This window comes from Streptomyces qinglanensis (assembly GCF_900111245.1).
Classification (GTDB): domain Bacteria; phylum Actinomycetota; class Actinomycetes; order Streptomycetales; family Streptomycetaceae; genus Streptomyces; species Streptomyces qinglanensis.
This window is the reverse complement of sequence record NZ_FOGO01000002.1, coordinates 581,604-606,064: the sequence shown is the minus strand read 5'-3', so window position 1 is coordinate 606,064 and position 24,461 is coordinate 581,604. Positions and strand designations below refer to the sequence as shown.

The window sequence follows — 24,461 nt, the reverse complement described above, 5'->3', positions numbered from 1 at the left end:
GCACTTCCGGCCAGGAACGGCAGCCGGCGACGCGCGGTGTTTGTATTTTTGAGGGGCACGTCGTGTGACCGTGGGGAGAGTGGATGCGCATCATTCCGAGCGAGATCTCGAGCCGGACGAGGAGCAGGGCCGAGCGCGATGTGTTCGCCGCGTTGCAGGCGATCCCTGACGAGCACAGCGTGGCACTGCACACGGTCCACCTCCCCAAGCACCGCAGGAAGCGGGTCGGCGAGATCGACTTCGTGGTCATCACGCCCGACATGCTGCTCTTCATCGAGGTCAAGGGCGGACGAATCGTCCAGCGTGACGGCAAGTGGTACTACGGCCCGCGCGGTCGGGAGAACCGCAAGGAGGAGAGCCCCTGGGAACAGGCCAACGGGGGCATGCACGAGTTCGAGCGCGAGATGAGCGCCCTGGTCGGCGATCTGAGGCGCCAGGGCGTCCTCGGCGGCTATCTGGTCATCACGCCGGATGTGGACATTCCCCGCATGACGCACTTCGAGCCCGAGCAGTACCTGGGGAGCACCGCGTGGGACGGCGGACGCGGCCTGGCCCGGGGTGTCGAGCGGGCCGTCGCCCACTGGCGGTCGGAGAACACATGGGCTCGCCCGCTCTCCGCCTCGCTCCGGAAGAAGATGCTGGACGCCGTTCGGCCGGACTTCGACCGGGTGCCGAACCTCCGGTCCCGGTTGACCGATCTCGACGCCACCTTCGAGCGGCTCACCACCGAGCAGATGGAAAGACTGGACGAGGTCGAGTCCAACAAGCGACTGATCCTGACCGGCGGTGCGGGAACGGGCAAGACGTTCCTCGCCGCCGAGGCGGCACGTCGCCGGGCCGTGCACGGCAGCGTCCTGTTCACCTGTGCCGGCGGCACGTTGGCGACCCACATGGCGCGTGTGCTCGCCGACGAGGCGACAACCGTCCTGCCCTACGACCGGCTGGACGAGGTGAAGGGGCGTGTCTTCGACCAACTGATCGTGGACGAGGCACAGGACCTGATGAACATCGACTCCCTGCTCGGCACCCTGGACCCTCTGCTCTCGGGGGGCCTCTCCGAGGGGCGCTGGCTCTTCATGCTGGACCAGAACAACCAGGTGCTGAACCTGGACGCCTACGAACCCGAGACCTGGGAATGGCTGTCCGACCTCGGCTGCGTCGTCGGTCCGCTGAGGCGCAACTGCCGCAACACCCATCAGATCGTCGATCAGGTCCGCTCCTACACCGGTGCCGACCTGGGCGTAGCGTCGGCCGGCGAGGGCGAGAGAGTGCGCTTCCCCACCGTGCAGGACGCACGGGAGGAGGCCGCGGCTCTCGACGCCTACATCGACGACCTCGTTGCCGAGGGGGTCTCCCCGGAGGAGATCACGCTGCTGTCCGCCTCCGGCGACTGGGAGACCAGCTCTGCCCGGTTCTCCGGGCGCGCCTCCAGAATCCAGCGATTCACCGATGTCGTCGGGACCGAGAACAGGAAGCGACGGCCCCTCTGGTCCTCGGTGGCGGACTTCAAGGGGCACGAGAACCACATCGTCTGTCTGATCGACCTCGAACCCGCCCACCTCGAGGGCCGGCTCGACGCGGTCTATGTCGCCTGGACCAGGGCGCGCTCGCAACTGTGGATCGCCTGCCGGCCCGGTACCCGCGAACGGCTGAAAGAGCTGGGGGTCGCGGTACTGAGGCGGGAGGCACAGTCCGCATGAACGACCTGAGCGACAGGGACGAACTCCTCTCCGAGCACCGGGACGCGTTCGTGTCCTACCTCCGGGACCAATTGGTGGGACCCGCAGGCGGCGAGGACGAGATCCTCGTCGACCCCCCGGACCGCCGCTATCTGATGGGCACGCTGTATCCCCGTGGCGCCTCCCTGCAGGCGCACTCGCAGACGGAGGGCGAGGAGGACTTCCACGAGTCCACCGCCGGAGGCGGTGAGGAGGACAACTTCGCCGACGACCCGGTGGCCGAGGCGAATGCGTGGCTTCCGTCGTCCCTCGGCTTCTCCTTCTTCACCGACGCACGGGAGATCGGGGTGAGGTGCGAGGCGTCGCGCTATCTCACTCACCGCGAGGGCGGACGCCGCAGTTGGCACAGGCAGCCGCGGCTCGTCTCGCACACGACCGTCGAGAAGGACGGCCCGAGTTGGACACCCGTGCTGGAGGGGCACGGGCGTCTGCACGTCCGATGGCGTCCCTACGCTGCGGGACATCTCGTGACGTGCGTGCTGGCGAACGCGCACGACGAGGAGGAGAGCACCCACAAGGACCGCGATCTGATGCTCTTCCAGGCCGGGTTGAGCGCCACGACGGTCGGCGGGAAGGTACTCGAGTATCCGAGCACCCGTCTCAACAGTCGTGACGAGGAGGAGCAGGAGCTCCGCGTCCAGTACCAGCACGTCGTGACCCGGGCCGTGGGGCACGGATGCGCCGTCGAATGGGACGGCGGGGACGGCGGGGACAGCGGGGGTGACGACGTGCCCGCACCGGTCACCTCCGTCCGGGCCCAGGTCATGCCGCGGCAGGTGGTCGCGCACATCAAGCCCGACGGCCCCCGGGGCCTCCCCGTGCTCCGGCTCGCCCACCTGTCGCGAACGGACCTCTCGTCGGAAGCCCTCGGCGCGGAGCTGCGCGCGTTCGCTCACGACTACCGCACCTGGCTCGACGCCCAACGCCGGCAGGCGGCATCCCTCAAACCGTGGGCCGCCGCCCCCGCCGCGCGGATCCTCGACCGCATCGCGCGCGCGGTCGACCGCATCTCGTCCGGTATCGACGCCCTCACCGCGTCGACCCCTGCGGGAGCCGCAGCCCGTGCGGCCTTTCGCCTCGCCAACCGCGCGATGGCGCTCCAGATGCTGCACAGCCGTCCGGAACTGGCGGGCAGCCGACGGACCAGGACGAGCGACCTCGTCGAGCTGACCGAACCGCCGGACGACTACGCCTGGCACCCCTTCCAGCTCGCGTACTTCCTGCTCGTGGTCGAGGGCCTGATGAACCCCGGCCACGAGGACCGGGAGACGGTCGATCTCATCTGGTTCCCGACCGGCGGAGGCAAGACGGAGGCGTATCTCCTCACCGCGTGCTTCGAGATCCTCTGGCGTCGGCTGCGGTTCGGTGCGGAAGGCGGCGGCACCGCCGTACTGAGCCGCTACACCCTGAGTCTGCTCACCACACAACAGTTCCAGCGCACGGCCACCGCCGTCTGCGCGCTGGAGTACATCAGGCTGGGATTCGATGGAGAGCTCTCGCACGACCTGGGGGAGGAGCCCGTCTCCATCGGGCTCTGGGTGGGCCAGCAGACGACGCCGAACCGGATCGCGGACGCACAGGACGAGCTCTCCGCGCTGAAGCAGTCGAACTCGCCCGACGACCGATTCCTGTTGGAACGTTGCCCCTGGTGCGGAACGGAGATCGTGCCGGAGCGCCGGGGCGCGGAGAAGGATTTCGGCATCGTGGCCGACGGCGTCACGACGGGCTTCTTCTGTCCACGCGCCACCTGTGTGTTCCACGAGCGGCTGCCGGTCTCCGTGGTGGACGAGGTGATCTACCGCGAGCCGCCGACCTTCGTGCTCGGCACCGTGGACAAGTTCGCCCGGCTGGCCTGGGAATCGGAAGCCGGAAGCCTGTTCGGACGCAGGGACGGCAGACGGCCGCCCTCGCTCGTGATCCAGGACGAGCTGCATCTGCTGGCCGGCCCGCTGGGGACGACCGTCGGCCTGTACGAATCGGCGATTCTCGAACTGTGCAGCCGCGACGGCGCCACGCCCAAGATCATCGCGTCGACGGCGACCATCCGCCGTTCGGAGGACCAGGTCCGCGGCCTCTACGGGCGCCCGACACAGCTCTTCCCGCCGGCCGGCATCAAGGCCGGCGAGTCGTTCTTCGCCACGCCCGACACGCACAGGCCCGGCCGGCTGTACGTCGGCGTCATGGCACAAGGTCACACGGCCTCGACGTCGACGGTCCATGTGGGTGCCGCGGCCCTGCAGGCCCCGAAGGAGATCGGCGACGACATCACGCGCGACGCCTACTGGACCGCGGTCGCCTACCACAACAGCCTTCGGGAACTGGGGCGGACGGTCACGATCGCACGGGACGACATTCCGGCCCGCCTGGACCATCTGACGAAGGACGACTCCCGACGACGCAAGCTGGACGACGACTCGGTGGTCGAGCTGACCAGCAACATCGCACGGGCCGAGCAGCCACGGCTCCTCGAGCGTCTCGGCAAGAGCTTCGAGGAACGCGGCAGCATCTCGTTCCTCGCCACGACCAACATGCTCTCCGTCGGCGTCGACGTCCCCCGGCTCGGCCTCATGCTCATGAACGGCCAGCCCAAGACCACCTCGGAGTACATCCAGGCGACCAGCCGCGTCGGTCGTCGTCATGTCCCCGGATTGATCGTCACGCTCTTCCGCTCCACCAAACCGCGGGACCGGTCCCATTACGAATCGTTCGGCGTGTACCACAGCTCCCTCTATCGGCACGTCGAACCGACCAGCATCACCCCGTGGTCCATGCCCTCGCGCAACCGGGCTCTGCACGCGGTGCTCACCATCCTCGTACGGCACGGGGTCAAGGGCCTCCATTCCGAGAACAGAGCCGGCGAGATCCTCGACCACCCGGACGAGGTCCGGCGGATACGCGATCTGGTGGTGGACCATGTGCGTCGCGCCGATCCCGACGAGGTCGAGGCCGCGGCCGAACAGCTGGACCGGCTGATCGAAGAATGGCAGCAGCAGGCCGAGATCGCGCGCGGTGACGGAACCCGTCTCTACTACCGGCCCCAGGGACGGTCGTACGAAGCGCTTCTCACCGATTTCGGCAAGCAGGACGGTCTGTGGGAGACACCCCAGTCGATGCGCAACGTCGACCGTGAATGCCTTCTCGTCGTGAGAGGAATGTGACACCGATGAAGGACGTCCGGCACAAAGTCCGCAGATCGCAGACCATCGTCCCGTTCGGTGTCGGCGGGATCATCGACCTGCGCGGCGAATCGTTCGTCGCCGAGGACACCCGGGGTTGGGCGGCGTCGGCCGAAGCGGTGGAAGCACCCCGGCTCGTCGCCAAACTGCGCGTTCCCGGTCTGCGCTCGGCCCCCGCCGTCCCCTCCGGCAAGGCGGCTCACACGACGCGCTCGGGACCGTTGTACGTACGATTTCCCAAATGGTTGTTCTGCCCGCAGTGCAGGAACATGTTGCGGTGGCGTCCCGATTACGAGGTCCGGAACAAGCAACCGACATGCCGGCAGTGCGCCGGAAAGGTGCAATTGGCACCGATGCGTTTCATCCAGGTGTGCCGGGCAGGTCACATGGCCGATTTCGACTGGCGCCGATGGGCCCATTCCCGGAGCGACGACCACGCCCAGCGCCAGTGCCAGGTCAGTCGCCTCCGATTCGTCGCCACTCCGGACTCGTCCGGTCTGGAGGCCCTGCATGTGCGCTGCGCCGTCTGCCGGGCCAGTCGCAGCCTGGCCGGGCTCAGTCGGCAGAACATCCTCGGGAAGTCCGGATTCCGGTGCCCGGGTACACACCCCTGGGAATCGGAGTCCGACGAGGCGGAGGTCTGTGAGGAGACGCCGCAGGCGGTGCAACGCGGCGCCTCGAACGTCTACTTCCCCCTCACACACTCCGCGATCGACATCCCCGCACCCTCCGGCTTCTCCGCGGACGACGAGGCGACCCAGGCCGTCGTCAACGACAAGCACTGGACGATGCTGATGAGCGCCGACAACGGACCCATGGCGCCCTCCTACCGCACTCTGATCGCCATCTCCTGCGGCGTCGACGAAGACTTCGTCGAGTCCCTGGAACGTCGTCATGCCGCCGAGACCGCCCCGGCGCCGTCCACGACCGATGCCGACGACGACCTCAGCATCGCCGAATGGGCAGCGTTCTCCGACCCCGAGTCCGCCGTCGACTCGAAGACCTTCTCGGTGCGCCGGGTCGGCCTCGACGTCGGCGACGGGGATCCCGTCTCGATGCGGGAGTTGGCTGCGCAGCTCTCGACGGTCGTCGTCGCCGACCGGATTCGCGAGGTCCGTGCACTCGAAGGATTCTCCCGGTACGAACCGAGTTCCGGCGAGGGCGAGGCGGGCGAAGGGGGGCGGGTTGTCTCCGTCGACACCCGTGCACGCGCCCAGTGGCTGCCTGCTGTCGAGACCTACGGCGAAGGGATCTTCATCGCGGTCGACGAGGAACGGCTCAGGTCGTGGGAGCGGATCCCCTCGGTCCACGACAGAACACTGTCGATCGGGAGAAATCTCGAAGCCTCGTTCAAGGTGGACTGGCTCAGAGGGAAGACCGGGCCCGATCTGCTGCCCCGGTTCGTCATGCTGCACACCTTGGCGCACCAGTTCATTCGTCAACTCTCCTACGACAGCGGCTACAACGCGGCCTCGCTCCGCGAACGCGTCTACGCGAGAAGCCACCCCCCGGGGAGCGGCCATCCGCCCCAGGCGGGGGTGTTCATCTACACGGCCGCCGGGGACACCGAAGGAACACTGGGCGGACTCGTCCGCCAAGGGCAGCCACCGAATCTCGTCGAGACATTGATCCGACTGCTCGAATCGGCACAGTGGTGCTCCCAGGACCCGCTCTGCGCCGACTCCACCGGCAGGTCACTGGCAAACCTCAACCGGGCCGCCTGCCATGCCTGCACACTTCTCCCCGAGACGAGTTGCGAGATCGACAACTCTCTGTTGGACAGGACCCTCCTGATCGGCGACGGCTCCGTCCCTGGCTTCTTCGGCGACGTCGTCCGTGCGGCGTTGGAGGAATCCGCCGAAGCCGTCGGTCTGTCATGAGGGCGCCTTCCCTGCTCGACCTCGAGACCGAGCAGCACGCGGTCGTCGATCTGCCGTTCCGCGGCAGCCACGTCGTCACCGGCAGTCCCGGCTCGGGAAAGTCCGTACTGGCCGTCTACCGTGCCTGGGCGCTGGCCACGATCGGGCACGAGGTCGTGCTCCTGACCCGCTCCAACGTGCTGCATCAGTACCTCGCGCAGTTGGCCCCCGACCTCACGGAGGCCGTCCGGGTCACCACCTCCTTCCGGTGGATCCGGGACTTCTGGAACGAGCGCTTCGGTTCGGATCCGCCGACGACCGACGAAGAGGGATGGCGGCACTCCTGGGTCGAGATGCAGCAGACCTGCATCGTCCGGGGGGTCACCTCGACGGCGCACCTGGTCGTCGACGAGGGCCAGGGGCTTCCTGTCGACTTCTACCGGTGGTGCCGCGTCCTCGGTGTCGGGATCACCGTCTTCGCGGACGAGAACCAGGAGATCGGGGACGACCAGAGCACCGTCTCCGAGATCCACCGGGAAGTCGTGGCACAGACCCCTCCGCTGGTCCTGCGCGGAAACCGTCGGAACAGTCGGGAGATCGCCATGCTGGCATCCGAGTTCCAGGAGGGACGAGGGGAGCGGATTCCGCTTCCGTCGACGAGCGCGGGTCGCACACCGACGGTCCTGAAGGTTCCTTCCCTGGATCACCTCGTCACAGGTATTTCCCGGTACTTCTCCGCCCACCCCGAGCGGAGCATCGGGATCATCTGTCGGTCGAACCGGCTGCAGCGGGACATTCAGAGTCGACTCACGAACCTCGGACTGGCCGCGCATACCCAGGCATATGTGCACAACGATCGGTATCGGAACGCCGTCGACTTCTCCACCCGTCCCATCCGCATCCTGAACACGAACAGCATGAAAGGGCTGGAGTTCGACAGCGTCTTCGTTCCCGATCTGGACGCGTACACGGAGGACCCGACCGGCGTGGCCGCGCGTCTTCGCTTCTTCGTGCTCTGCACGCGTGCCCGCGAGGACCTCCATCTCGCCCATCGCGGTTCCCGGGAACCCGCGATCCTCTCCGACATCCCGGAATCCCTGCTGGCCCGACATGCCGTCTGACCTGCGGCCCTCGCGACACCCACCCGGACGTCCGCACAGGCCGGTCAGCGGGCTCGGACGGGCGGGATCGCCCGAGCCCGCGGTACACGTCGCCGTGCACCGCACCTCCCCGCGTGTTCGAGCCGAATCCGGAACGATACGACCATTGCCCGCTTCCGTACCGAGACCCCCGGAGATCCCGTGGCCAACACCCCCGACACAGACGTCCGGCTCCTCCGACTCCTCTCCGACCTCGACCGGGGCGTGCTCGTCACGCTGCGGCGGGACGGTCGCCCGCACCTGTCCAACGTCAACCACACCTTCGATCCGGACAAGCGGCAGCTGCGGGTCTCCATCACGGCGACCCGGGTCAAGTCCCGCAATCTGGCGCGGGATCCGCGGGCGAGTTATCACGTGACGAGCAGTGACGGGTGGGCGTGGACGGTGGTGGACGGGACGGCGGAGCTGACGCCCGCCGCGCAGGATCCGCACGATGCGACCGTCGAGGAGTTGATCGAGGTGTACCGGGCGATCCGGGGCGAGCATCCGGACTGGGCGGAGTACCGGGACACCATGGTGGCCGACCAGCGGCAGGTGGTGCGGCTTCCCGTGGAACGGGTGTACGGCCAGCCGCAGCGGCGCTGAGCGGCTGCCGGTGGCGCGTCCCCCGGTGTTCGGGGGCTCTCGTGCCACCGGAGCACGCGTGTGTCTCCGGCTCCCCTCGCCCGGGTGGACGGCGGGGTCCGGAGCCCCGGAACGGCCGTGCCGTCGTGCGGGCGCACCGCCGTGCCGTCGTGGGGGCGCACCGCCGTGCCCTCGTGGGGGCGCACCGCCGTGCCGCCCTGCCTGATGCGCGGCCGGGTGCCGTCGCCGCCGCGCGGGCTGGTGCGGTCACCGGCGTACGGCCCTGCCGGCGAGGCGTTAGGCGGACGCGTCCGTCAGCAGGCGCAGTTCGTCGTTGGTGAGCCGCAGATCGGCGACGGCCAGTAGTGCGGGGAGCTGGTCCACTGCGCGGGCGCTGGCGATGGGGGCCGTCACGGTCGGTTGTGCGGCGAGCCAGGCGAGCGCGACGGTGGCCTCGGACGCCTGGTGCGCGGCGGCGACGGTGTTTAGCGCGGCCAGGACGCGCTGGCCCCGCTCGGTGGCCAGGAGCCGGGCCGCCTTGCCCGCCCGTGCCCCTTCCGGGACGGCCTCGCCCGGACGGTACTTGCCGGTGAGGAACCCGGAGGCCAGCGCGTAGTACGGCAGGACGGCCAGGGACTCACGTCGGGCGAGCTCCTCGAGTTCGCCCTCGTAGGTGTCCCGCGAGACGAGGTTGTAGTGCGGCTGGAGCGCCACGTACCGCGCAGCGCCTTCCCGGTCGCTGAACGCGAGCGACGCGGCGAGACGGGCGGGGGAGATGTTCGAGGCGGCGATCTCGCGGACCTTGCCCTCCCTGACGAGGTCGTCGAGCGCGGAGACGATGTCGGAGACCTCGACCGATTCGTCGTCGAAGTGCGTGTAGTAGAGGTCGATGCGGTCCGTCCGCAGGCGGCGCAGCGAATCCTCGCAGGCGGCCTTGATGGTGGCCGGGGCGAGACCCATGTGAGCGGGGTGGCGGGCCACCTTGGTGGAGACGACGACGCTGTCGCGTACGGCGGGGCCACGCGCGGCGAGCCACTCGCCGATGACGGTCTCCGACTCGCCGCCCCTGTTGCCCTCCACCCAGGCCGAATAGCCGTCGGCCGTGTCGATGACGTTGCCGCCGGCGTCGGTGTAGGCGTCGAGCACGGCGAACGAGGTGGGGGTGTCGGCCGTCCAGCCGAAGACGTTGCCGCCGAGCACGAGCGGCGAGACGGACAGTTGACCGATCTTCCTGTCGGCATTCATCTGCATGCCGCGACGGTAGCGCGGCGTCGGGCGGTCCCGCGTGCGCGCACACCGGGCGTCCCGGACGGCGTGCCCCGGTGCCACCGGGCGTCCCGGATGTCGTCGTGCCCGATGTCGTCGTGCCCGATGTCGTCGTGCCCGATGTCGTCGTGCCCGATGTCGTCGTGCTCCGGCGCGGGTCGGCGCCGGAGCACGACGCGCGGTGGCCTCAGACCTTGACTCCCTTGTCGCGGAGCCACGGCAGCGGGTCCACCGGGTCGCCGCCGTGCGGGCGGACCTCGACGTGCAGATGGGGCCCGGTGGAGTTGCCGGTGGAGCCGACCCGGCCGATGACATCGCCGGTGCCGACCTTGTCGCCCGCCGACCTGGTCATGGAGGAGAGGTGGCAGAACCAGAGTTCCGTCCCGTCCTCCAGCCGCAGCACGACGCGGTAGCCGTACGAACCGGCCCAGCCCGCCTCCTTGACCGTTCCGCTGTGGACGGCCTTGACGGGGGTGCCGTTGGGGGCGGCGAAGTCCTGTCCGGTGTGGTCGCTCTGCCACATGCCGCCTGCCTGGCCGAATCCGGCGCTGAGCTGGAAGGAGGCGAGCGGCGCCGTGTAGCTGCGGGCGAGTTCGGCCCGACGGGCCGCTTCGGCTTTGCGCTTCCGCTCGGCCTCCGCCTTGCGTTCCTGCTCGGCGGCCTCCTCGCGCGCCCGCTCCTGCTTCGCCTCTTCCTTCGCCTCTTCGGCAGCGGCGGCCCGTTCGGCGGCTTCCGCCGCTGCCGCGCTCGCGGCCTGCCGGGCCGCCTTCTCGCGGGCTGCCTCGTCCGCCGCGGAGCGGTGACGTTCAGCCTGTTCGAGGATGCGGGCGCGCAGAGCCTCGCCCGCGTCGGTGCGGCCCGCCGCCCCGTCCTCGTCGGACAGCCCGGCCTGGCTGAGGGGGCCGGCTGACGTGTTCCCGGCGCTGCCGGAGTCCGTCGTGCCTTCGGCGTTCTCGGAGACCAGGCTGCCGATGCCGGGCAGGTCCTCGGCGTCGGGCAGCCGGTCGGAGATGCTGCGGAGCGCGTCGGCGGCGGTGTCCACGTCGGGCACGGATATCGTGCCGGGGTCCCGGTCCTGGGCGGTCGCCATACCGCCGGCGCCGACGGCTGCGATCATGCCGACTCCCAGGACGGTGCCGCCCCGCGCCACGCCTCCGGCACGCTGCTTGGCGACCCGGTGCCGTCCCCGTACCGGAATGGCGGAGTCCTCCGAGGGGTTCCAGTCCTCCCACGACTCGTCATCGGCGGCATCAGTGGGACGAACAGCAGGCGTGTCACCGGTGTCCCGCCCGTCATGGCGCGGCGGCACGGGGCCGGGGCCGGCGGAGACGGCGGAGACGGCATACGTAGACCGTCCCGGCCGTCCTGGGACGGGGCCCTGGGACGCGGCCTGGCCGTAGGGTGCTGCCGGTCCGGCGTGGTCGGCGGGTGGGGCGTACGCGTCCGCCTGGGACGCGTGGCCGACGAAGCCCTGGGATCTGGAGGCCACGGGGGCGCTCTCCTTTCCTTCCTTCTCGCCTACCGGGTTAGCTGACGGGTTCGGAGCAGGAAGGTCTCCTACGGGCGTCCTCTCGCAAGGGCGTCCGATTCACCCCGTCCCCCTCGTCCGGCTGACGAGGAGGGGTGGTTCCCCGGTTCCCACGGTGCTGTGCGGCCGATCGGGTGCTGCTGTTGCACCGCGTGCGGGATTCGGCGACGGCGCACGGTGCCGTCTTCCGTGACGGCAGTGACGACCGTGCTGCGTTATCGGACGTTAATAGAACTGCGGCCGGGATTCCAAGCCGTTCCCCGTAATTGACGTGAGTCCCGCCTGGCTCCGCGCCCCCCGTACCGCTGCCTGGCCCGCGAGGCATTCGGCCGGTCGGCGCACAGGGTCAGGGGCTGCGCGGGGTGTCGTGAGAGGCGTCGTCCGGGGCGCTGTCCGGGGCGGCGTCCGAGGCGTCGCGGGAGGGCTCGCGAGAGGTGTCGCGGGCGACGGCGAGCAGGGCCATGTCGTCCGCCGACTGGCCACCGGTGTGCGCCGCGACGTCGGCCAGGATCGTCGCCAGCAACTCCTCCGGATCGGCGAAGCAGGCGCGGGACAGTCGCTGGGCCGGCTGGTAGAAGTCGCCCTCCGGGTTGCGGGCCTCGGACAGGCCGTCGGTGTAGAGGAGGAGCTGGGCGCCGGGTGGGAAGGCGAACTCGTCGACCTGCTGATGCCATACGCCCAGGTCGGTCATGCCAAGCGGGAGTGCGGGGATGGTCGGCTCCAGCAGTGTCGCCCGGCCGCGGTGCAGCAGCACCGGAGCCGGGTGGCCCCGGTTGACGACGCGCAGGAGGACATCGTCGCCCGCCGTGCGGTCCATCGCCGCGCCATCGTCCCCGGCGTCCGGTCCGCCCGGTGGACCGGGGGTGCCGCCGGGTGGGCCCGGCTCGCCCGGTGCGGCGTTCCCCGGCGCCTCCGCGCTCCGGGCCAGGGGATCACCGGCCCGGGAGGCCGAGGAGTCCAGGGGCGAGGAGGAGGGCGGTACATCCGAAGCTCCCGAGCCGGCCGGGACCGCCAGGACGTCAGGGGCGGGCGGGGCGGCAGAGGATCGCGAGTCGGCAGAGTCTTCCGGAGTGGTCGAGGAAGCACCGGAAGCGGGAGGAGCCGGGTGCTGCGGACACGCATCGACGATCTCGACCAGCACCGCCGTGCTGAAGTCCTCCAGCCGGGCCGCGCCCTGAAGGCGATGGGCGTCCCGCTGGAGGGCACGATCGAGCCGGGCCGCCACACCGGGGAGGGTCGCCTCCTGCTCGGCCGCCTCCCGGAACACCCCGACCAGGAGGACGACGGAGGCCACCGCGTCGAGCCCTTTGCCCCGTACGTCACCCAGCAGCAGTCGTACGCCGTACGGGGTCTCCTCCGCCGCATAGAAGTCCCCGCCGATCCGGGCCTCTGCCTGCGCCGCGCGGTACCGGGTCGCCACGGTCAGCGCACCGACGCGGGAGGGCGGTGCGGGGAGCACGGCGTACTGCACCGCCTCGGCGATGCTGCGCGCCGAGGCCAGTCTGCTGCCACTGCGGACCAGGACATAGTTCACGCCGATGGCGAGGACGGACACCGTCACGATGGTGATGGACCGGGCCTCGGCCTCCAAGGCGTTGGCGGAGTCGTGGAAGGCGGAGAAGAGGATGGTCGCCCCGGAGGAGAACATTCCGGTGAGCACGGTGCCGCGGAGGGTCAGGAAGGCCGCGGCAGCCAGCGGGGCGGCGGCGAACGGCGCCGAGACGGTCACGTCCCGGGGGGTCGCGAAGTCCAGGGCGACCCCCAGCGCGCACAGCGCGGCGGGCAGCCATCGCGCCAAGCGCCACAGCCGCCCCAGGTTGCCGCCGTACCCGATCACCGGCTGTGCCCCGGCCGCCCATTCCCGCACGGTTCCAATCTGACCCGGCCCCGGGCTTCGGGCCAGTCAGGAGGGGTCGAAGGAGGAAGAGAAGGAGCAAGGGGGAGCAGGGGGGAGCAAGGGAAGGAGAAGGGGCCTGTCGCGGGCCGGGCCCTCGCAGACCCCGGGGCGGTCGGGGCGGAGGTGTGCCGTCTCCGCTACCACGGAAAGGCCGGCGCCGCCTGTCGAAGGACCGGGCGCCGCGCATCGCGGGCCCCGGCACCGCATGCCGCGGGACCGGGCGCCGCACGTCGCAGGACCCGGTGCCGCACGTCGCAGGACCCGGTGCCGCACGTCGCAGGACCCGGCGAAGGAGCGAGCCGTCGGCGGTCCGATCAGCACCCGGACTCGGACGGCGCCCCTGCCCACCCCGGACGGCACCGCCTCCCCCTCCCGGTGGGAGGCGTCCGCATGCCGCCGGCCCAGGGGCGGCCGTACGGCGCAGATCCCGCACCGCGGAGGCCCCGGCCCCGGCCCCGGAAAGCCCGCTCGGCGCCACGAGCCGGGAGCCGGGAGGAGGCCCGGGGCCTCCGGGCCGGGCCTCAGCCGCCGGTGCCCGGGGACAGCGGGCCGATCTTGGGCACGGACGCCTTGCCGGTGTTGGTGACCGGCCCGCCGGACCAGTTCACCCGGAGGGAACCCCGCTCGTCGGGCGGGGTGACCTTGGCCGCGCTCGGGGTGACCGTGGTGACGTTCGTCATCTTCGGATTGGTGAAGGAGAGCGGGGCCCAGGCGCTCTTCCCGGGCGACAGCTCGACGGTCCGGACCTTCCCTCCGGTGCGCTGCGGGTCGAAGGAGACCTGCTCACCGTCGTCGTTGACGAAGGCGAGGCCGGGGTAGCCGCGCACCGTGCAGGTGTCGTCGGACCGGTTGGTCAGCACCAGCGCGAAGTTCTCCTGCCCGGCGCCCGGGTGGTTGTCGCCGAACGACGCCTTCAAGTCGCCCGTGCCGCACCGGGAACCGGAGGACGAGCCCGACCCGCTCTTGCTGCTCGACGAGTCCGCGGAGGACGAACCCGACGCCTTGGAGTCCGACGCGGAGTCCGAGCCGCTCCCGTCGCCGTCCTTGCCGCCGGTGTCCTCGCTGCCGTTCTTGCTGTCCCCGCCCGTGGAGTCGCCGGACTTGTCGCTCCCGGCCGGGGCGGCGTCACCGCCGACCTTCTCCGGAGCCGGTTCGGGGTCCTTGCCGCATCCGACCACCAACGCGCCCGCCGCCAGTACCGCGGTCGCGGCGGCGGCGACCCGCGTCACCCGGCGCCGCCTGCGGTGGAGGGCGCGCGGTGCGCCGGGGGCCGGGGCTCCGGCCCCGGACGGGGTCGTCGAGAGCTGCGCGGTTGTCGAGTCCTGGCGCTTCGTCATGGCTGCCGTCACTCCCTGGTCCTGCTGTCGCGCGGTCGTTCGGCCTCCCCGCGGCCTCGTGTGCGTGCCGGTTCTCGTCTCCAGCGTGCCTCGGGGCTTTCGCGCCGTACACAGCATTCGATGGCCGGTACCGCAGGAAAGTTCACGGCCGCCCGTGATTTTTTCGCGGTCGGTCGCAACGGGAGGGTCCGGACCGGAACGCGTGCGCCGCATGAGGTGGAGGTGACGTACGGGAGGAAACCCGGCGCGGCAGCGGGCCTCTGCCGCCCCTGCCGGGCACCCGCCCTACGAGGCGTCGGCGCTGACGCGCAGACTGTCCAGCACCTTGTCCGTCTTGTCCGAACAATCCTCCTCACAGCGGATCTGCACGTACACCGGAGACGTACCCTGCTTCGTCGCCTTCAGGCCGATCTCCTCCAGCGAGTACCCGGAGGCGCAGGACGACCACGTCCGGATGCGCCCGCTCCACCCTCCGCCGCTGAAGTTCCGGCTTCCCGCGTAGTCGCACTCCGAGTGCTTGATTTCGGCCACCTTGTCGGGCAGTCCCTCCGCGGCACTGTCCGCGCTCTCGTCGCTCTTCCCGCTCTTCCCGTCCGCGGACCCGAGGCCGACGAAGACGCCGCTGGTCTTCGAGGTGAGGTCCTGCCAACTGTGCACGTCCTCCGCGACGAGCAGTCCGGGTGCGTGGTCGGCCGACAACCCCAGCGAGGAGGGGTTCCAGCCCGAGTCGGTGAACTCCCGCGCCCATGTGCCCGGCACCCGCACGCTGATCCGCCCGCTGGTGTCGCGCACCTTCACGGTCGAGGGCGTCCGCTGGGGTTCCGGCGCCAGTGCCGTGGCGGCCACGCCCACCCCGGCCAGCACGACAACGGCCGTCCCGAAGGCGAGCGCCCGCGTCCGGCGGCGGCGCGCGGGCCGCACGGGCGCCGTGCCGCCCGGCGAGGGGCGCCCCGGGGCGGGCTCGGACGCCCGCGAGTCGGATGCCCCGGCTCCGGACGTCCCGGGCGCGGCCCCCTCGGAAGAGGAACCCCCCGAAGAGGAACCCCCGGCAGGCGGCCCCTCCGGCAGGGCGTTCTGCGGAGCACGCCCTGCGGATGCGCGCGAGCGCCCCTCGGAAACGGGCTCTCCCGTGGCCGACTCCGACGAGCCGGGCGCCGCACGGTCCGGCTCCGCACCGGACGCCCGACGGTCCGGCTCCGCCGTGCCGGACCCAGCCCCGGACCCGGACCCGACCCCGACCCCGGACCCGGACCCGGACCCGGCGGAGGACGCGTCCGGCGCGGCCGGACGGCCGCCACCCGCTCCTGACGTCCGGGAGGGCGGCTCGGTCGCCGCAGTCGCCGGCTGAGCGGCCCCCTGGGAGGTCGGGCGCACCGTGGACGGCATACCGCTCGGGGACGCCCAGGACGGCGTGCCGGTGCCGTCCTGGCCCGCCGCGTCCGCGGCGGACTCCGCCGCACCGGTCGCGGCCGGGTCGTCCTCGGCGCGCTCCAGCGTCCCCGCGATCCGGTCCAACTCCTGCGCCAGCGCCGCCGCGGTCGGCCAGCGGTGCTCGCGGTCGGGTTCCATCGCGCGCCCGACAGCGGCCCCCACCGCGGGCGGCAGCCCGGGGCGCAGTTCGTCGAGCGGCATCACCCGGTCCGGCGTTCCGGGCGTCGCGCCCGAGACCAGGTGGTAGAGCACGGCCCCGAGGCTGTAGACGTCCGCGCGGGCGTCGATGCCCTCGAAGGGTTCGGCCTGTTCCGGCGCCATGTAGCCGACCGACCCGGCGACCACCGTCAGCCCCGACGCGTGGGCGAGGTTCTTGGCCAGGCCCAGATCGGCCACCAGCACCCGTTCCCGGCCCTGCACCCCTCCGCTGGTCAACAGCACATTGGATGGCTTGATATCGCGGTGCACCACCCCGGCCTCGTGCAGGGCCTCCGCGCCGCGCGCCGCCTCAGCGGTGAGCCGGACCGCCTCGGACACCGGCAGCGGGCCCAGCGTCATCCGGTCGGCGACGGTGCCCCGGTCCGCGTACTCCATGACGAAATAGGGGCGTTCGTCGTCCAGTTCTCCCACGTCGAAGACCTGGACCACACCGCCCGAGGACGCCTTGCGCAGCAGCCGGGCCTCGGCCAGGAAACGGTCCCGGATATCCATTCTGTGCGCCCAGTTGTCGGCCATCACCTTGACGGCGACAGGTGCCTCCAGACGGTCGTCGTGTGCGAGCCACACGACCGCGAAGGCGCCGGAGCCGAGACGACGGTCGACCCGGTAGCGGCCGATCTGATCAGGTGAAGGCATGCCCCTTATGATGCCTGGATGTGCCCACCGTCCTCCTCCCACGCCGTGAACCAGCCATCCGGGCGGCCTGAGCCGACCGGCACCGGAGCGACACCGGAGCCCGTCGACCCGTCGGCGCCCGCCGACACCGAAGCCCTCGCGGCCCGCGCGGCGACCGGGGACAGTGCGGCCCTCGACGCGCTGCTGCGCACCATCCGGCCCGACGTGGTGCGGCACTGCGGCCGGTTCCTCCTCTTCCGCGAGGACGCCGAGGAGGCCGCGCAGGACGTACTGCTGCAGGTTTCCCGGCACATCGAGCGCTTCCAGGGCCGCAGCCGCTTCAGCACCTGGCTGCACACGATCGTGGCCAACTGCTCCCGCCAGAAGTACCGCGAACTCAAGCGCCGCGCCGTCGAGCAGCCGACGCTCCCGCACCAGACGAGCGCCCCGGAGCAGCGCCCGGACCCGCGGACGACGAGTGTGATCGCGGGCTCCCGGGTGGACCTCCTGGAGGCGCTGGAGCGGCTGGAGCAGGAGAGCCCGCATCTGGTGGCTCCCCTGGTCTACCGCGACGTGTGCCAGATGGACTACGCCGAGATCGTCGACCGCCTCGGCATCCCGCTGGGCACCGTCAAGTCCCGGCTGCACCACGCCCGCCGCCAGATCCGGCCCTGGCTCACCTCACAGGAGCTGTGACCTCCGCGCCGCGGCCGGGCACCGTCGCTCCCGGCCGCGCGACCACCTCGGTCGGCGGCTGGAGGGCCGCGGCGCCCTCGGGGACGGGAACGGCGGCGAAGATCCGGTCCTGTTCGCGCTGCAGTTCCTGCGCCCTGGCCGGAGAGGTGCTGGGGAGCCGCTGCTCCTCGTAGAGCTTGTGCGTCCGCAACTGGGCCTGCTTTCCGCCCGGCGTGTGGAACTGGACCTCGAGGACATGGCCCGACCGCGGCGCCGTCCACGCCGAGTTGACGGCCTTGTAGCCCTTCTCGCGGCCCCAGGTGTTGGACCACTTCACCGGCGCCCGCTGGGCTAACGCGCCCGGCCTCGGATCGTCACGGGGCCGGAGAAGGCATGGGGCGGGAGACTCCGCGGAGGCCGGAGGCGTCCACGGGAGCGTCCACGAGGGCGTCCACGAGGGCGTCCGGGGACCTCGGCGAAGCCCGGAGGGGCCCCGGGCACCTCGGCGGGGGTGGCTGCGGTTTCGGTCGGCCGCGTGGTCCACTGGGCCGCGTGGTGGACGCGGCGATGGAGTTCGAGGCGCATCGGGCGCGGCTCTTCGGGATCGCCTACCGGATGCTGGGCTCGGCGTCCGAGGCGGAGGACCTCGTGCAGGAGGCGTATCTGCGCTGGGAGCGCACCGACCGGGACACGGTGACGGCCCCGGGCGCCTGGCTGGCCAAGGTCGTCACCAATCTCAGCCTCAACGAGCTGGCCTCCGCCCGGATGCGCCGCGAGCGGTACGTGGGCCAATGGCTGCCCGAGCCGGTGCTGACGACGGCGAGCGGCACGGTCGGCGCGGTGGCGGGCACCAGCGGCGCCGGGCCCCGGACCGCACCGCCGCCGCTCGGCCCGCTGGAGACGGTCGAGCAGCGCGACTCGGTCTCGTTCGCGCTGCTGGTCCTGCTGGAGCGGCTCACGCCGCCGGAGCGGGCGGTGTTCGTGCTGCGCGAGGCGTTCGGCTACCCGCACCGGGACATCGCGGAGCTGCTGGAGACTTCGGAGGCCAACTCGCGCCAGCTCCACCGACGGGCCAAGCAGGCGATCGGCCGCGGTGCGCCCGCCCCGCGTACCGGAGAGACCTGCACGAAAGACGCGACGGGCACAGCAGGCGCGACGGACGGGACGGTCACAGCGGTCGCGACGGACGCGACGGGCACAGCGGTCGCGACGGACGCGACGGATACGACGGGCACAGCGGTCGCGGCGGGCACAACGGATACGACGGACGCCACGGGCACGGTCGGCGGGACCGGCGTCGGCGCACCCGTGCGGCAGCGCTGGACGGGGCTGGTGGAGTCCTTCGTCGCAGCCGCCCGCGAGGGCGATCTCCGGCGGCTGGAGCGGCTGCTGACCGAGGACGTCGTCTCGTACGCGGACGGCGGCGGGCGGATCAGCGCCGCACGGCGCCCGATCCTGGGCCGAGCGAAGGTGGCGCGGTACCTGGCGGGCGGTCTGGCCCGGTTCGCGGCAGCAGCCGTTCTGGTGCCGTGCGAGGTGAACGGCGGGCCCGCGCTGCTCGCGCTCGCGGAGGACGGGCTGCTGGGCGTGGTCACGCTGGAGGTGGCCCAGGAGCGGATATCCGCGCTGCGGATCTGCGTCAGCCCGGACAAGATCGCCTATGCGGCACGGCAGTTCGCTGCGTACCCGTCGAGCTGACCTCCGCGCCGGATCGAGCGGGACTGCGGCTCCTGTGCGCGTACCTCGCGGCCGAGCGCGTACCGCGGCCGGTCCGCGCCGGTCCGCGCCGGTCCGCGCCGGCCCGCGGTTCAGATCCGGGGCCGGGGCCGGGGCCGGGCCCGGAGCCCGGTCCGGAGCCGGGTTCGGTTCGGGTTCGGCGTGGGAGCGGCAGGCACGCGGGGCGGGTCGTCACGTTCGGGGCCGCTGTCCGGTCTCCAGGGGAACGGCACACTCCCGACCCCGGAGGAACGAGTCCCATGGCCCCTTCGCCGAACCCGACCGGCCACGCTTCCGGCACCCCGCACGCCGCCGGGCCCGTACTGGTGACCGGTGGCACCGGAACCCTCGGCCGTCCGCTGGTGGACACGCTGCTGGCGGACGGTACGACGGTGCGTGTGATGAGCAGGCGCCCCCGCCGCGCGGACGACGACCGGCCCTGCGAGTGGGCGGTCTGCGACCTGGTCAAGGGCATCGGGCTGGCGGCGGCCGTCTCCGGCGCACGGGCGATCGTGCACTGTGCCACCGATCCGTGGCGGGAGGTGAAGGTGCTCTCGCGGCTGGTCGAGGCGGCGCGCGAGGCAGGCGTGCACCACCTGGTCTACATCTCCATCGTGGGCGTGGACCGGATTCCCTTCCCGTACTACAAGGCCAAGTTCGCGGCCGAGCGGCTGCTGGAGCGGTCGGGGGTGCCGTGGACGATCCAGCGGGCGACCCAGTTCCACGACCTCGTGGCCTCGCTGACCACGGCGCAGCGGCGGCTGCCGGGCGTCGTCGCACCGGCCGGATTCCGGTTCCAGCCGGTGGAGGTCACCGAGGTGGCCCACCGGCTCGCCGCGGCGGTTCGCGGTGAGCCCGCCGGCCGGGTGCCGGACATGGGAGGGCCGCGGGTGCACACCGCGCACGAACTCGCCGAACTCACCCTCCGGTCGGCCGGGCGCACCCGCCGTGTGCTGGACCTCCCCCTTCCCGGACGTACGGCCCGCGCGTTCCGCCGGGGCGACAACCTGGCCCCGGATCTGGCCACCGGCACCGTCACCTTCGCCGCGTTCCTGGCGGCGCGGGAGGCCCGGGAGGCGGGGCGGCAGCGCACCGGCGGACGGGACTCCGGCTCTGTCGAGGCCCAGTAAAGTGGCCCGTGCGAGCCGTAAGGGAACTGGAGACCCGTTGTGACACCTGAACCGGGGGCCCGGCGGAGGACGACCGGCCCGGGAGCCGCCGCCTCACCCGGCACCGTACGGCCCGGGGGACGCACGGCGCGGGTGCGCGAGGCGGTGCTGCGCGCCGCCGGGGACGCCCTCGCGGAGCACGGTTTCGCCCACCTCGACCTCGCCGAGGTGGCCCGCCGCGCGGAAGTGGGCAAGACGACGGTCTACCGGCGCTGGGGGACGATCACCGCGCTGCTGGCGGATCTGCTCGACGACATGGCCGAGCAGTCCGAACCCCGCACCGAGACGGGCGCGCTCCTCGACGACCTGGCGGCCAACGCCGCACTGGTGCGCCGCACCCTGACGGATCCCCGGCAGGGCGCGCTGTTCAAGGCAGTCATCGCCGCGGCGACGTGCGACGCGCCCGCAGCCGAGGCCCTGCACCGGTTCTACGCGTCGCGGATCGCGGAGTGGGCACCCTGCGTGCGGCAGGCGGCCGAGCGGGGGGAGGTACCGTCCGACACGGACCCCGAGGAGGTCATCCGCGCCGTCTCCGCACCGCTGTACTACCAACTGCTGACCACCGGCGCCCCCCTGGACCGGGCGGCCGCCGACCGGGCCGCGCTGGCGGCGTACGAGGCGGCCCGCGCGGGTGCGTTCCGGACCGTCCGCTGAGCCGGAGGGCGCCCGTCCCCGAGCCGAAGGCGACGCGCCGCACCCGCAGTGCCGGACGCGAAGTTCCCGCGTCCGGCGTGCCGTCCACGCCCCCGGAGTCCGACGGGGCCTGCACGGCCCCGCGGTGAGCGCACGGTAGGACAATCCGCACGGACCAGGCGCTCATGGCGGTGCCGGCGGGGATCGGGTTCTTACGGAGCGATGACACGGTGCCGCGTACCGTTGCGCGACGCCCGCGCGCCTCTAGCGTGGCTGTATGCGCGTTCTTGTCACCGGCGGTGCCGGATTCATCGGTTCCCACGTCGTGGAGGCCCTGACCGACGCGGGCCACGAGGCGGTCGTCCTGGACGCCCTGCTCCCGTCGGCGCACGGAGAGGGCGCCGCGTCCCCGGCCGCCGCGCCGGGGGTGCGGTGGCTGCGCGGCGACGTGCGCGACCAGGACGCCGTCGCCGAGGCGCTGCACGGTGTGGACGCGGTGTGCCACCAGGCGGCGATGGTCGGGCTGGGCAAGGACTTCTCCGACGCCCCGGAGTACGTCAGTTGCAACGACCTCGGCACGGCGGTGCTGCTGACGGCGATGGAGCGGGCCGGGGTGCGCGCGCTGGTGCTGGCCGGTTCGATGGTCGTCTACGGGGAGGGCCGCTACGCGTGCCCGCAGCACGGGGTCGTCCGGCCGGGGCCGCGTGCCGTGCCGGACCTCCGTGCCGGGCGGTTCGATCCGCCGTGCCCCGACTGCGGAGCCGCGCTGCGTCCCGGACTGGTCGGCGAGGACGCGCCGCTGGACCCGCGCAACACCTACGCGACCACCAAGCTCGCCCAGGAGCACCTGGCGGCGGCCTGGGCCCGCGCGGTCGGCGGGGCCGCGGTCTCGCTGCGCTACCACAACGTCTACGGGCCCGGCATGCCCTGCGACACGCCGTACGCGGGGGTGGCCTCGTTCTTCCGCTCGGCGCTCGCCCGCGGGATGGCCCCCACCGTCTACGAGGACGGGGCGCAGCGCCGGGACTTCGTCCATGTGCGGGACATCGCGGCCGCCAACGTCACCGCGCTGGAGGCGCTGCGCATGCCGGGCGCGGACCGGGCGCCGGGCTCCTTCGCCGCGTACAACACCGGGAGCGGCGACCCGCACACCATCGGCGAGACGGCGAGCGCGCTGGCCGAGTTCCACGGCGGGCCCGACCCGGTGGTGACGGGCGAGTTCCGGCTGGGCGACGTACGGCACATCACGGCGTCCTCCGAACGGGCCGCGCGGGAGCTGGGATGGCGCGCGCAGATCGGCTTCGCGGAGGGCATGAAGGAGTTCGCGGCGTCCGACATGAGGGCGCCGTCGGGGCGGGCGTAGCGGACCGTTGCGCCACCGTGCCCGCTCCTGCGCCGCCGGCTGCGACCGGCCCACCGGGAGCAACCGACCCGCCCGCACCGGGCCGCCCACCGAGACCGGCCCGCCCACCGGTACCAGGCCGCCGCCCACCGGGAGCAAGCGGACCACCGGGTGCAGTCGCCCCGGTGGTGGACCGCTCGGTGTGCGCTCAGCCCGGTCCGGCGGTCGGCAGGGTGAGTTCGAAGCAGCAGCCGCCGGTCACGTTGCGGACGGCTGCGGTGCCCCGGTGGGCCTCGACGATGCCGCGGACGATGGCCAGCCCCAGGCCCGCGCCCGGGGGCGTGCGGGCGTGGGTGCCGCGCCAGCCGGTGTCGAAGACGCGGGGCAGGTCCTCCTCGGGTATGCCGCCGCAGCCGTCCGTGACGGAGAGGACGACCTGCTCCTCGACGCTGCGCACATGCACCGCGACGGTGCCGTCGGCCGGAGTGCGCCGGATGGCGTTCACGAGCAGGTTCCCCAGCACCCTGGTCATCTCGCGCGGGTCCACCTCCACCGGCACGTCGGTCAGCGCGTCGCCCACCAGCCGGACCCCGCTCTGCCGGGCCAGCGGGTCGGCGCCCGCCAGCGCCTCCTCCACGAGTTCGGCGGAGGTCACCCGGTGGGTGGTCAGGGCGAGCGCGCCCGCATGGATCCGGGAGAGCTCGAACAGGTCGCCGACCATGGAGTTGAGCCGTTCGACCTCGGTGCGGATCTGCCGCAGGCAGCGGCCGGTGTCCTCCACCATGCCGTCCTCCAGCGCCTCGGACATGGCACGCAGTCCGGCCAGCGGGGTGCGCAGGTCGTGCGAGATCCAGGCGACCAGTTCCCGCCGGGAGCTCTCCAGTGCCCGCTCGCGGTCCCGGGAGGCGGCCAGTTTCTCGCTGGTGGCGGCCAGCTCCCGGGTGAGTGCCGCGAACTCGGCCGGATCGTCCGCCTCGGCCGCGCCGGGAGCCGGGAAGCTGCCGCCGTCCCCGAAGGACCGGGCCGCGCGGGTGAGGGCGTGGCTGCGGGACGCCACCCAGCGGCCCAGCAGCAGCGCGGTCGCCAGCGAGACGACGGCCGCCATCGCGACGACCGTGGTGATGACGAACAGGTCGTGCCGGGAGAGGAACATGGCCCAGGCGACGGCCAGCGTCCCGGAGAGCATGGCGGTCACGGCGACGGTGGAGACGACCGTCAGCGAGACGGCGAGCGAGCGGTGCCGCAGGGCGCGCAGCGCCAGGGCGCCCAGCAGTCCGGCCGCGGCGGCTCCCAGAAAGGCGAACAGGGCGATGAGCAGCATGTCGTGCACGGTGGTTCAGTCCTCCTGCGCGTCGGCGCCCGGGTCGAACCGGTAGCCGACACCCCACACGGTCTGGATCAGCCGGGGCTGCGCGGGATCGTCCTCGATCTTGGCGCGCAGCCGGCGTACGTGGACGGTGACCGTCGAGAGGTCGCCGAAGGCCCAGCCCCACACCTCGCGCATCAGCTCCTCGCGGGAGAACGCGCGGGCGGGGTGCCGCAGCAGGTGGGCCAGCAGGTCGAACTCCCGCACGGTGAGCGAGAGCTCGGTGCCGTCCCGGGCGGCGCGCCGGGCGAGGGGATCGACGGCCAGCCCTCCGGCGCGCAGCACCGCGGCGGGCCGCGGGGCCTCTTCGGCATGGCGGCTGCGGCGCAGCACGGACTCGACGCGCAGCACCAGCTCGCGGGGGCTGAACGGCTTGGTGACGTAGTCGTCGGCGCCGACCTCCAGGCCCAGCACCCGGTCGCCCTCGTCGCCGAGTGCGGTGAGCATGATGACGGGCACGGGTCCCCGGCCGCGGAGTTGGCGGCAGACCTCCAGGCCGTCCATGCCGGGCAGCATCAGGTCGAGCACGACCAGGTCCGGCCACCGCGCCGCGGCGTGTTCCAGCGCGTCGGGGCCGGTCTCCGCGCGGTCGACGGCGTATCCGGCGCGCTGGAGGTATCCGGTGACGACCTCGGCGACGGTGGGGTCGTCGTCGACGACCAGGACACGCCCGGCGGGTGGTGGCTGCATGGCCTCAGGGTCGCACCGGATGCCGGAGCGCGGGAGCCGGGCCGGCGGCAGCCGGGGCGATGTCCGTGTTTCGTAAGAA

The 24,461-nt window shown here is 72.2% G+C and carries 17 protein-coding genes, 1 pseudogene and 1 riboswitch; of the genes and pseudogenes, 10 read left to right on the top strand and 8 right to left on the bottom strand.

What is annotated here, in order from left to right:
• Positions 1-83 precede the first annotated feature (83 nt).
• The 5 genes from BMX65_RS06965 (at position 84) to BMX65_RS06945 (ending at position 8,519) form a co-directional block, all read left to right on the top strand.
• On the top strand, positions 84-1,700 hold the full coding sequence (locus tag BMX65_RS06965) for a nuclease-related domain-containing DEAD/DEAH box helicase (RefSeq protein WP_074999221.1): 1,617 nt from the start codon (positions 84-86) through the stop codon (positions 1,698-1,700).
• Positions 1,697-4,897 (top strand): helicase-related protein, encoded by a 3,201-nt coding sequence (locus BMX65_RS06960; RefSeq protein WP_074999220.1) that lies wholly within the window; start codon positions 1,697-1,699, stop codon positions 4,895-4,897. Before BMX65_RS06965 ends, BMX65_RS06960 begins: the two co-directional genes overlap by 4 nt.
• Complete coding sequence (drmB, locus tag BMX65_RS06955) at positions 4,870-6,795, top strand: DrmB family protein (RefSeq protein WP_107437402.1); 1,926 nt, start codon at positions 4,870-4,872, stop codon at positions 6,793-6,795. Before BMX65_RS06960 ends, drmB begins: the two co-directional genes overlap by 28 nt.
• The gene (locus BMX65_RS06950; protein WP_074999218.1) at positions 6,792-7,895 is read left to right on the top strand and encodes a DEAD/DEAH box helicase; all 1,104 of its coding nucleotides are present in this window, start codon (positions 6,792-6,794) and stop codon (positions 7,893-7,895) included. Before drmB ends, BMX65_RS06950 begins: the two co-directional genes overlap by 4 nt.
• A 180-nt stretch (positions 7,896-8,075) precedes the next feature.
• Complete coding sequence (locus tag BMX65_RS06945) at positions 8,076-8,519, top strand: PPOX class F420-dependent oxidoreductase (RefSeq protein WP_074999217.1); 444 nt, start codon at positions 8,076-8,078, stop codon at positions 8,517-8,519.
• A 276-nt stretch (positions 8,520-8,795) separates the two neighbouring features.
• On the opposite strand, the gene BMX65_RS06940 is transcribed toward BMX65_RS06945, so the two are convergent.
• The 5 genes from BMX65_RS06940 to BMX65_RS34110 all read right to left on the bottom strand — a co-directional run bounded on the left by BMX65_RS06940 (position 8,796) and on the right by BMX65_RS34110 (position 16,812).
• Entirely contained in the window at positions 8,796-9,743 is a 948-nt protein-coding gene (locus BMX65_RS06940; protein WP_074999216.1) for an aldo/keto reductase, read from the bottom strand.
• A 208-nt stretch (positions 9,744-9,951) separates the two neighbouring features.
• Positions 9,952-11,253, bottom strand: coding sequence for a M23 family metallopeptidase (locus BMX65_RS06930; RefSeq protein ID WP_074999214.1), 1,302 nt, complete (start codon positions 11,251-11,253; stop codon positions 9,952-9,954).
• A gap of 12 nt (positions 11,254-11,265) precedes the next feature.
• A riboswitch (cyclic di-AMP (ydaO/yuaA leader) is annotated at positions 11,266-11,430 on the bottom strand.
• Positions 11,431-11,638: 208 nt separating this feature from the next.
• Positions 11,639-13,159 carry a PP2C family protein-serine/threonine phosphatase gene (locus BMX65_RS33360; RefSeq protein WP_239502057.1) on the bottom strand — a complete coding sequence of 507 codons (1,521 nt, stop codon included), beginning with the start codon at positions 13,157-13,159 and terminating at the stop codon, positions 11,639-11,641.
• A gap of 551 nt (positions 13,160-13,710) precedes the next feature.
• A complete protein-coding gene (locus tag BMX65_RS06920) occupies positions 13,711-14,526 on the bottom strand; it encodes a DUF4232 domain-containing protein (protein WP_079171728.1) in 816 nt (271 codons plus the stop codon).
• 285 nt (positions 14,527-14,811) lie between these two features.
• Positions 14,812-16,812 (bottom strand): serine/threonine-protein kinase, encoded by a 2,001-nt coding sequence (locus BMX65_RS34110; RefSeq protein ID WP_074999212.1) that lies wholly within the window; start codon positions 16,810-16,812, stop codon positions 14,812-14,814.
• 18 nt (positions 16,813-16,830) lie between these two features.
• Here BMX65_RS34110 and BMX65_RS06910 point away from each other — a divergent pair, with 18 nt between their 5' ends.
• Complete coding sequence (locus BMX65_RS06910; RefSeq protein WP_074999211.1) at positions 16,831-17,487, top strand: RNA polymerase sigma factor; 657 nt, start codon at positions 16,831-16,833, stop codon at positions 17,485-17,487.
• On the opposite strand, the pseudogene BMX65_RS06905 reads toward BMX65_RS06910, so the two are convergent.
• Positions 17,468-17,803, bottom strand: a pseudogene (locus BMX65_RS06905) (ATP nucleotide 3'-pyrophosphokinase); the annotation flags it as partial. The gene BMX65_RS06910 and the pseudogene BMX65_RS06905 sit on opposite strands and share 20 nt — an antisense overlap.
• 230 nt (positions 17,804-18,033) lie before the next feature.
• Between BMX65_RS06905 and BMX65_RS33165 the strand changes: the two are divergent.
• The 4 genes from BMX65_RS33165 to BMX65_RS06885 all read left to right on the top strand — a co-directional run bounded on the left by BMX65_RS33165 (position 18,034) and on the right by BMX65_RS06885 (position 22,347).
• The gene (locus BMX65_RS33165) at positions 18,034-19,164 is read left to right on the top strand and encodes a sigma-70 family RNA polymerase sigma factor (protein ID WP_074999210.1); all 1,131 of its coding nucleotides are present in this window, start codon (positions 18,034-18,036) and stop codon (positions 19,162-19,164) included.
• Between the two features lie 278 nt (positions 19,165-19,442).
• A complete protein-coding gene (locus BMX65_RS06895; protein ID WP_079171727.1) occupies positions 19,443-20,312 on the top strand; it encodes an SDR family oxidoreductase in 870 nt (289 codons plus the stop codon).
• A gap of 39 nt (positions 20,313-20,351) precedes the next feature.
• Positions 20,352-21,005: a TetR/AcrR family transcriptional regulator gene (locus BMX65_RS06890; protein ID WP_074999209.1), complete on the top strand. Its 654-nt coding sequence runs from the start codon at positions 20,352-20,354 to the stop codon at positions 21,003-21,005.
• Between the two features lie 256 nt (positions 21,006-21,261).
• The gene (locus tag BMX65_RS06885) at positions 21,262-22,347 is read left to right on the top strand and encodes an NAD-dependent epimerase/dehydratase family protein (RefSeq protein WP_074999208.1); all 1,086 of its coding nucleotides are present in this window, start codon (positions 21,262-21,264) and stop codon (positions 22,345-22,347) included.
• Between the two features lie 187 nt (positions 22,348-22,534).
• Here BMX65_RS06885 and BMX65_RS06880 read toward each other — a convergent pair whose 3' ends face one another.
• Together BMX65_RS06880 and BMX65_RS06875 are read right to left on the bottom strand one after the other, a co-directional pair.
• Positions 22,535-23,656 carry a sensor histidine kinase gene (locus tag BMX65_RS06880; protein ID WP_074999207.1) on the bottom strand — a complete coding sequence of 374 codons (1,122 nt, stop codon included), beginning with the start codon at positions 23,654-23,656 and terminating at the stop codon, positions 22,535-22,537.
• A gap of 6 nt (positions 23,657-23,662) precedes the next feature.
• A complete protein-coding gene (locus BMX65_RS06875) occupies positions 23,663-24,382 on the bottom strand; it encodes a response regulator transcription factor (protein ID WP_074999206.1) in 720 nt (239 codons plus the stop codon).
• Positions 24,383-24,461 lie beyond the last annotated feature (79 nt).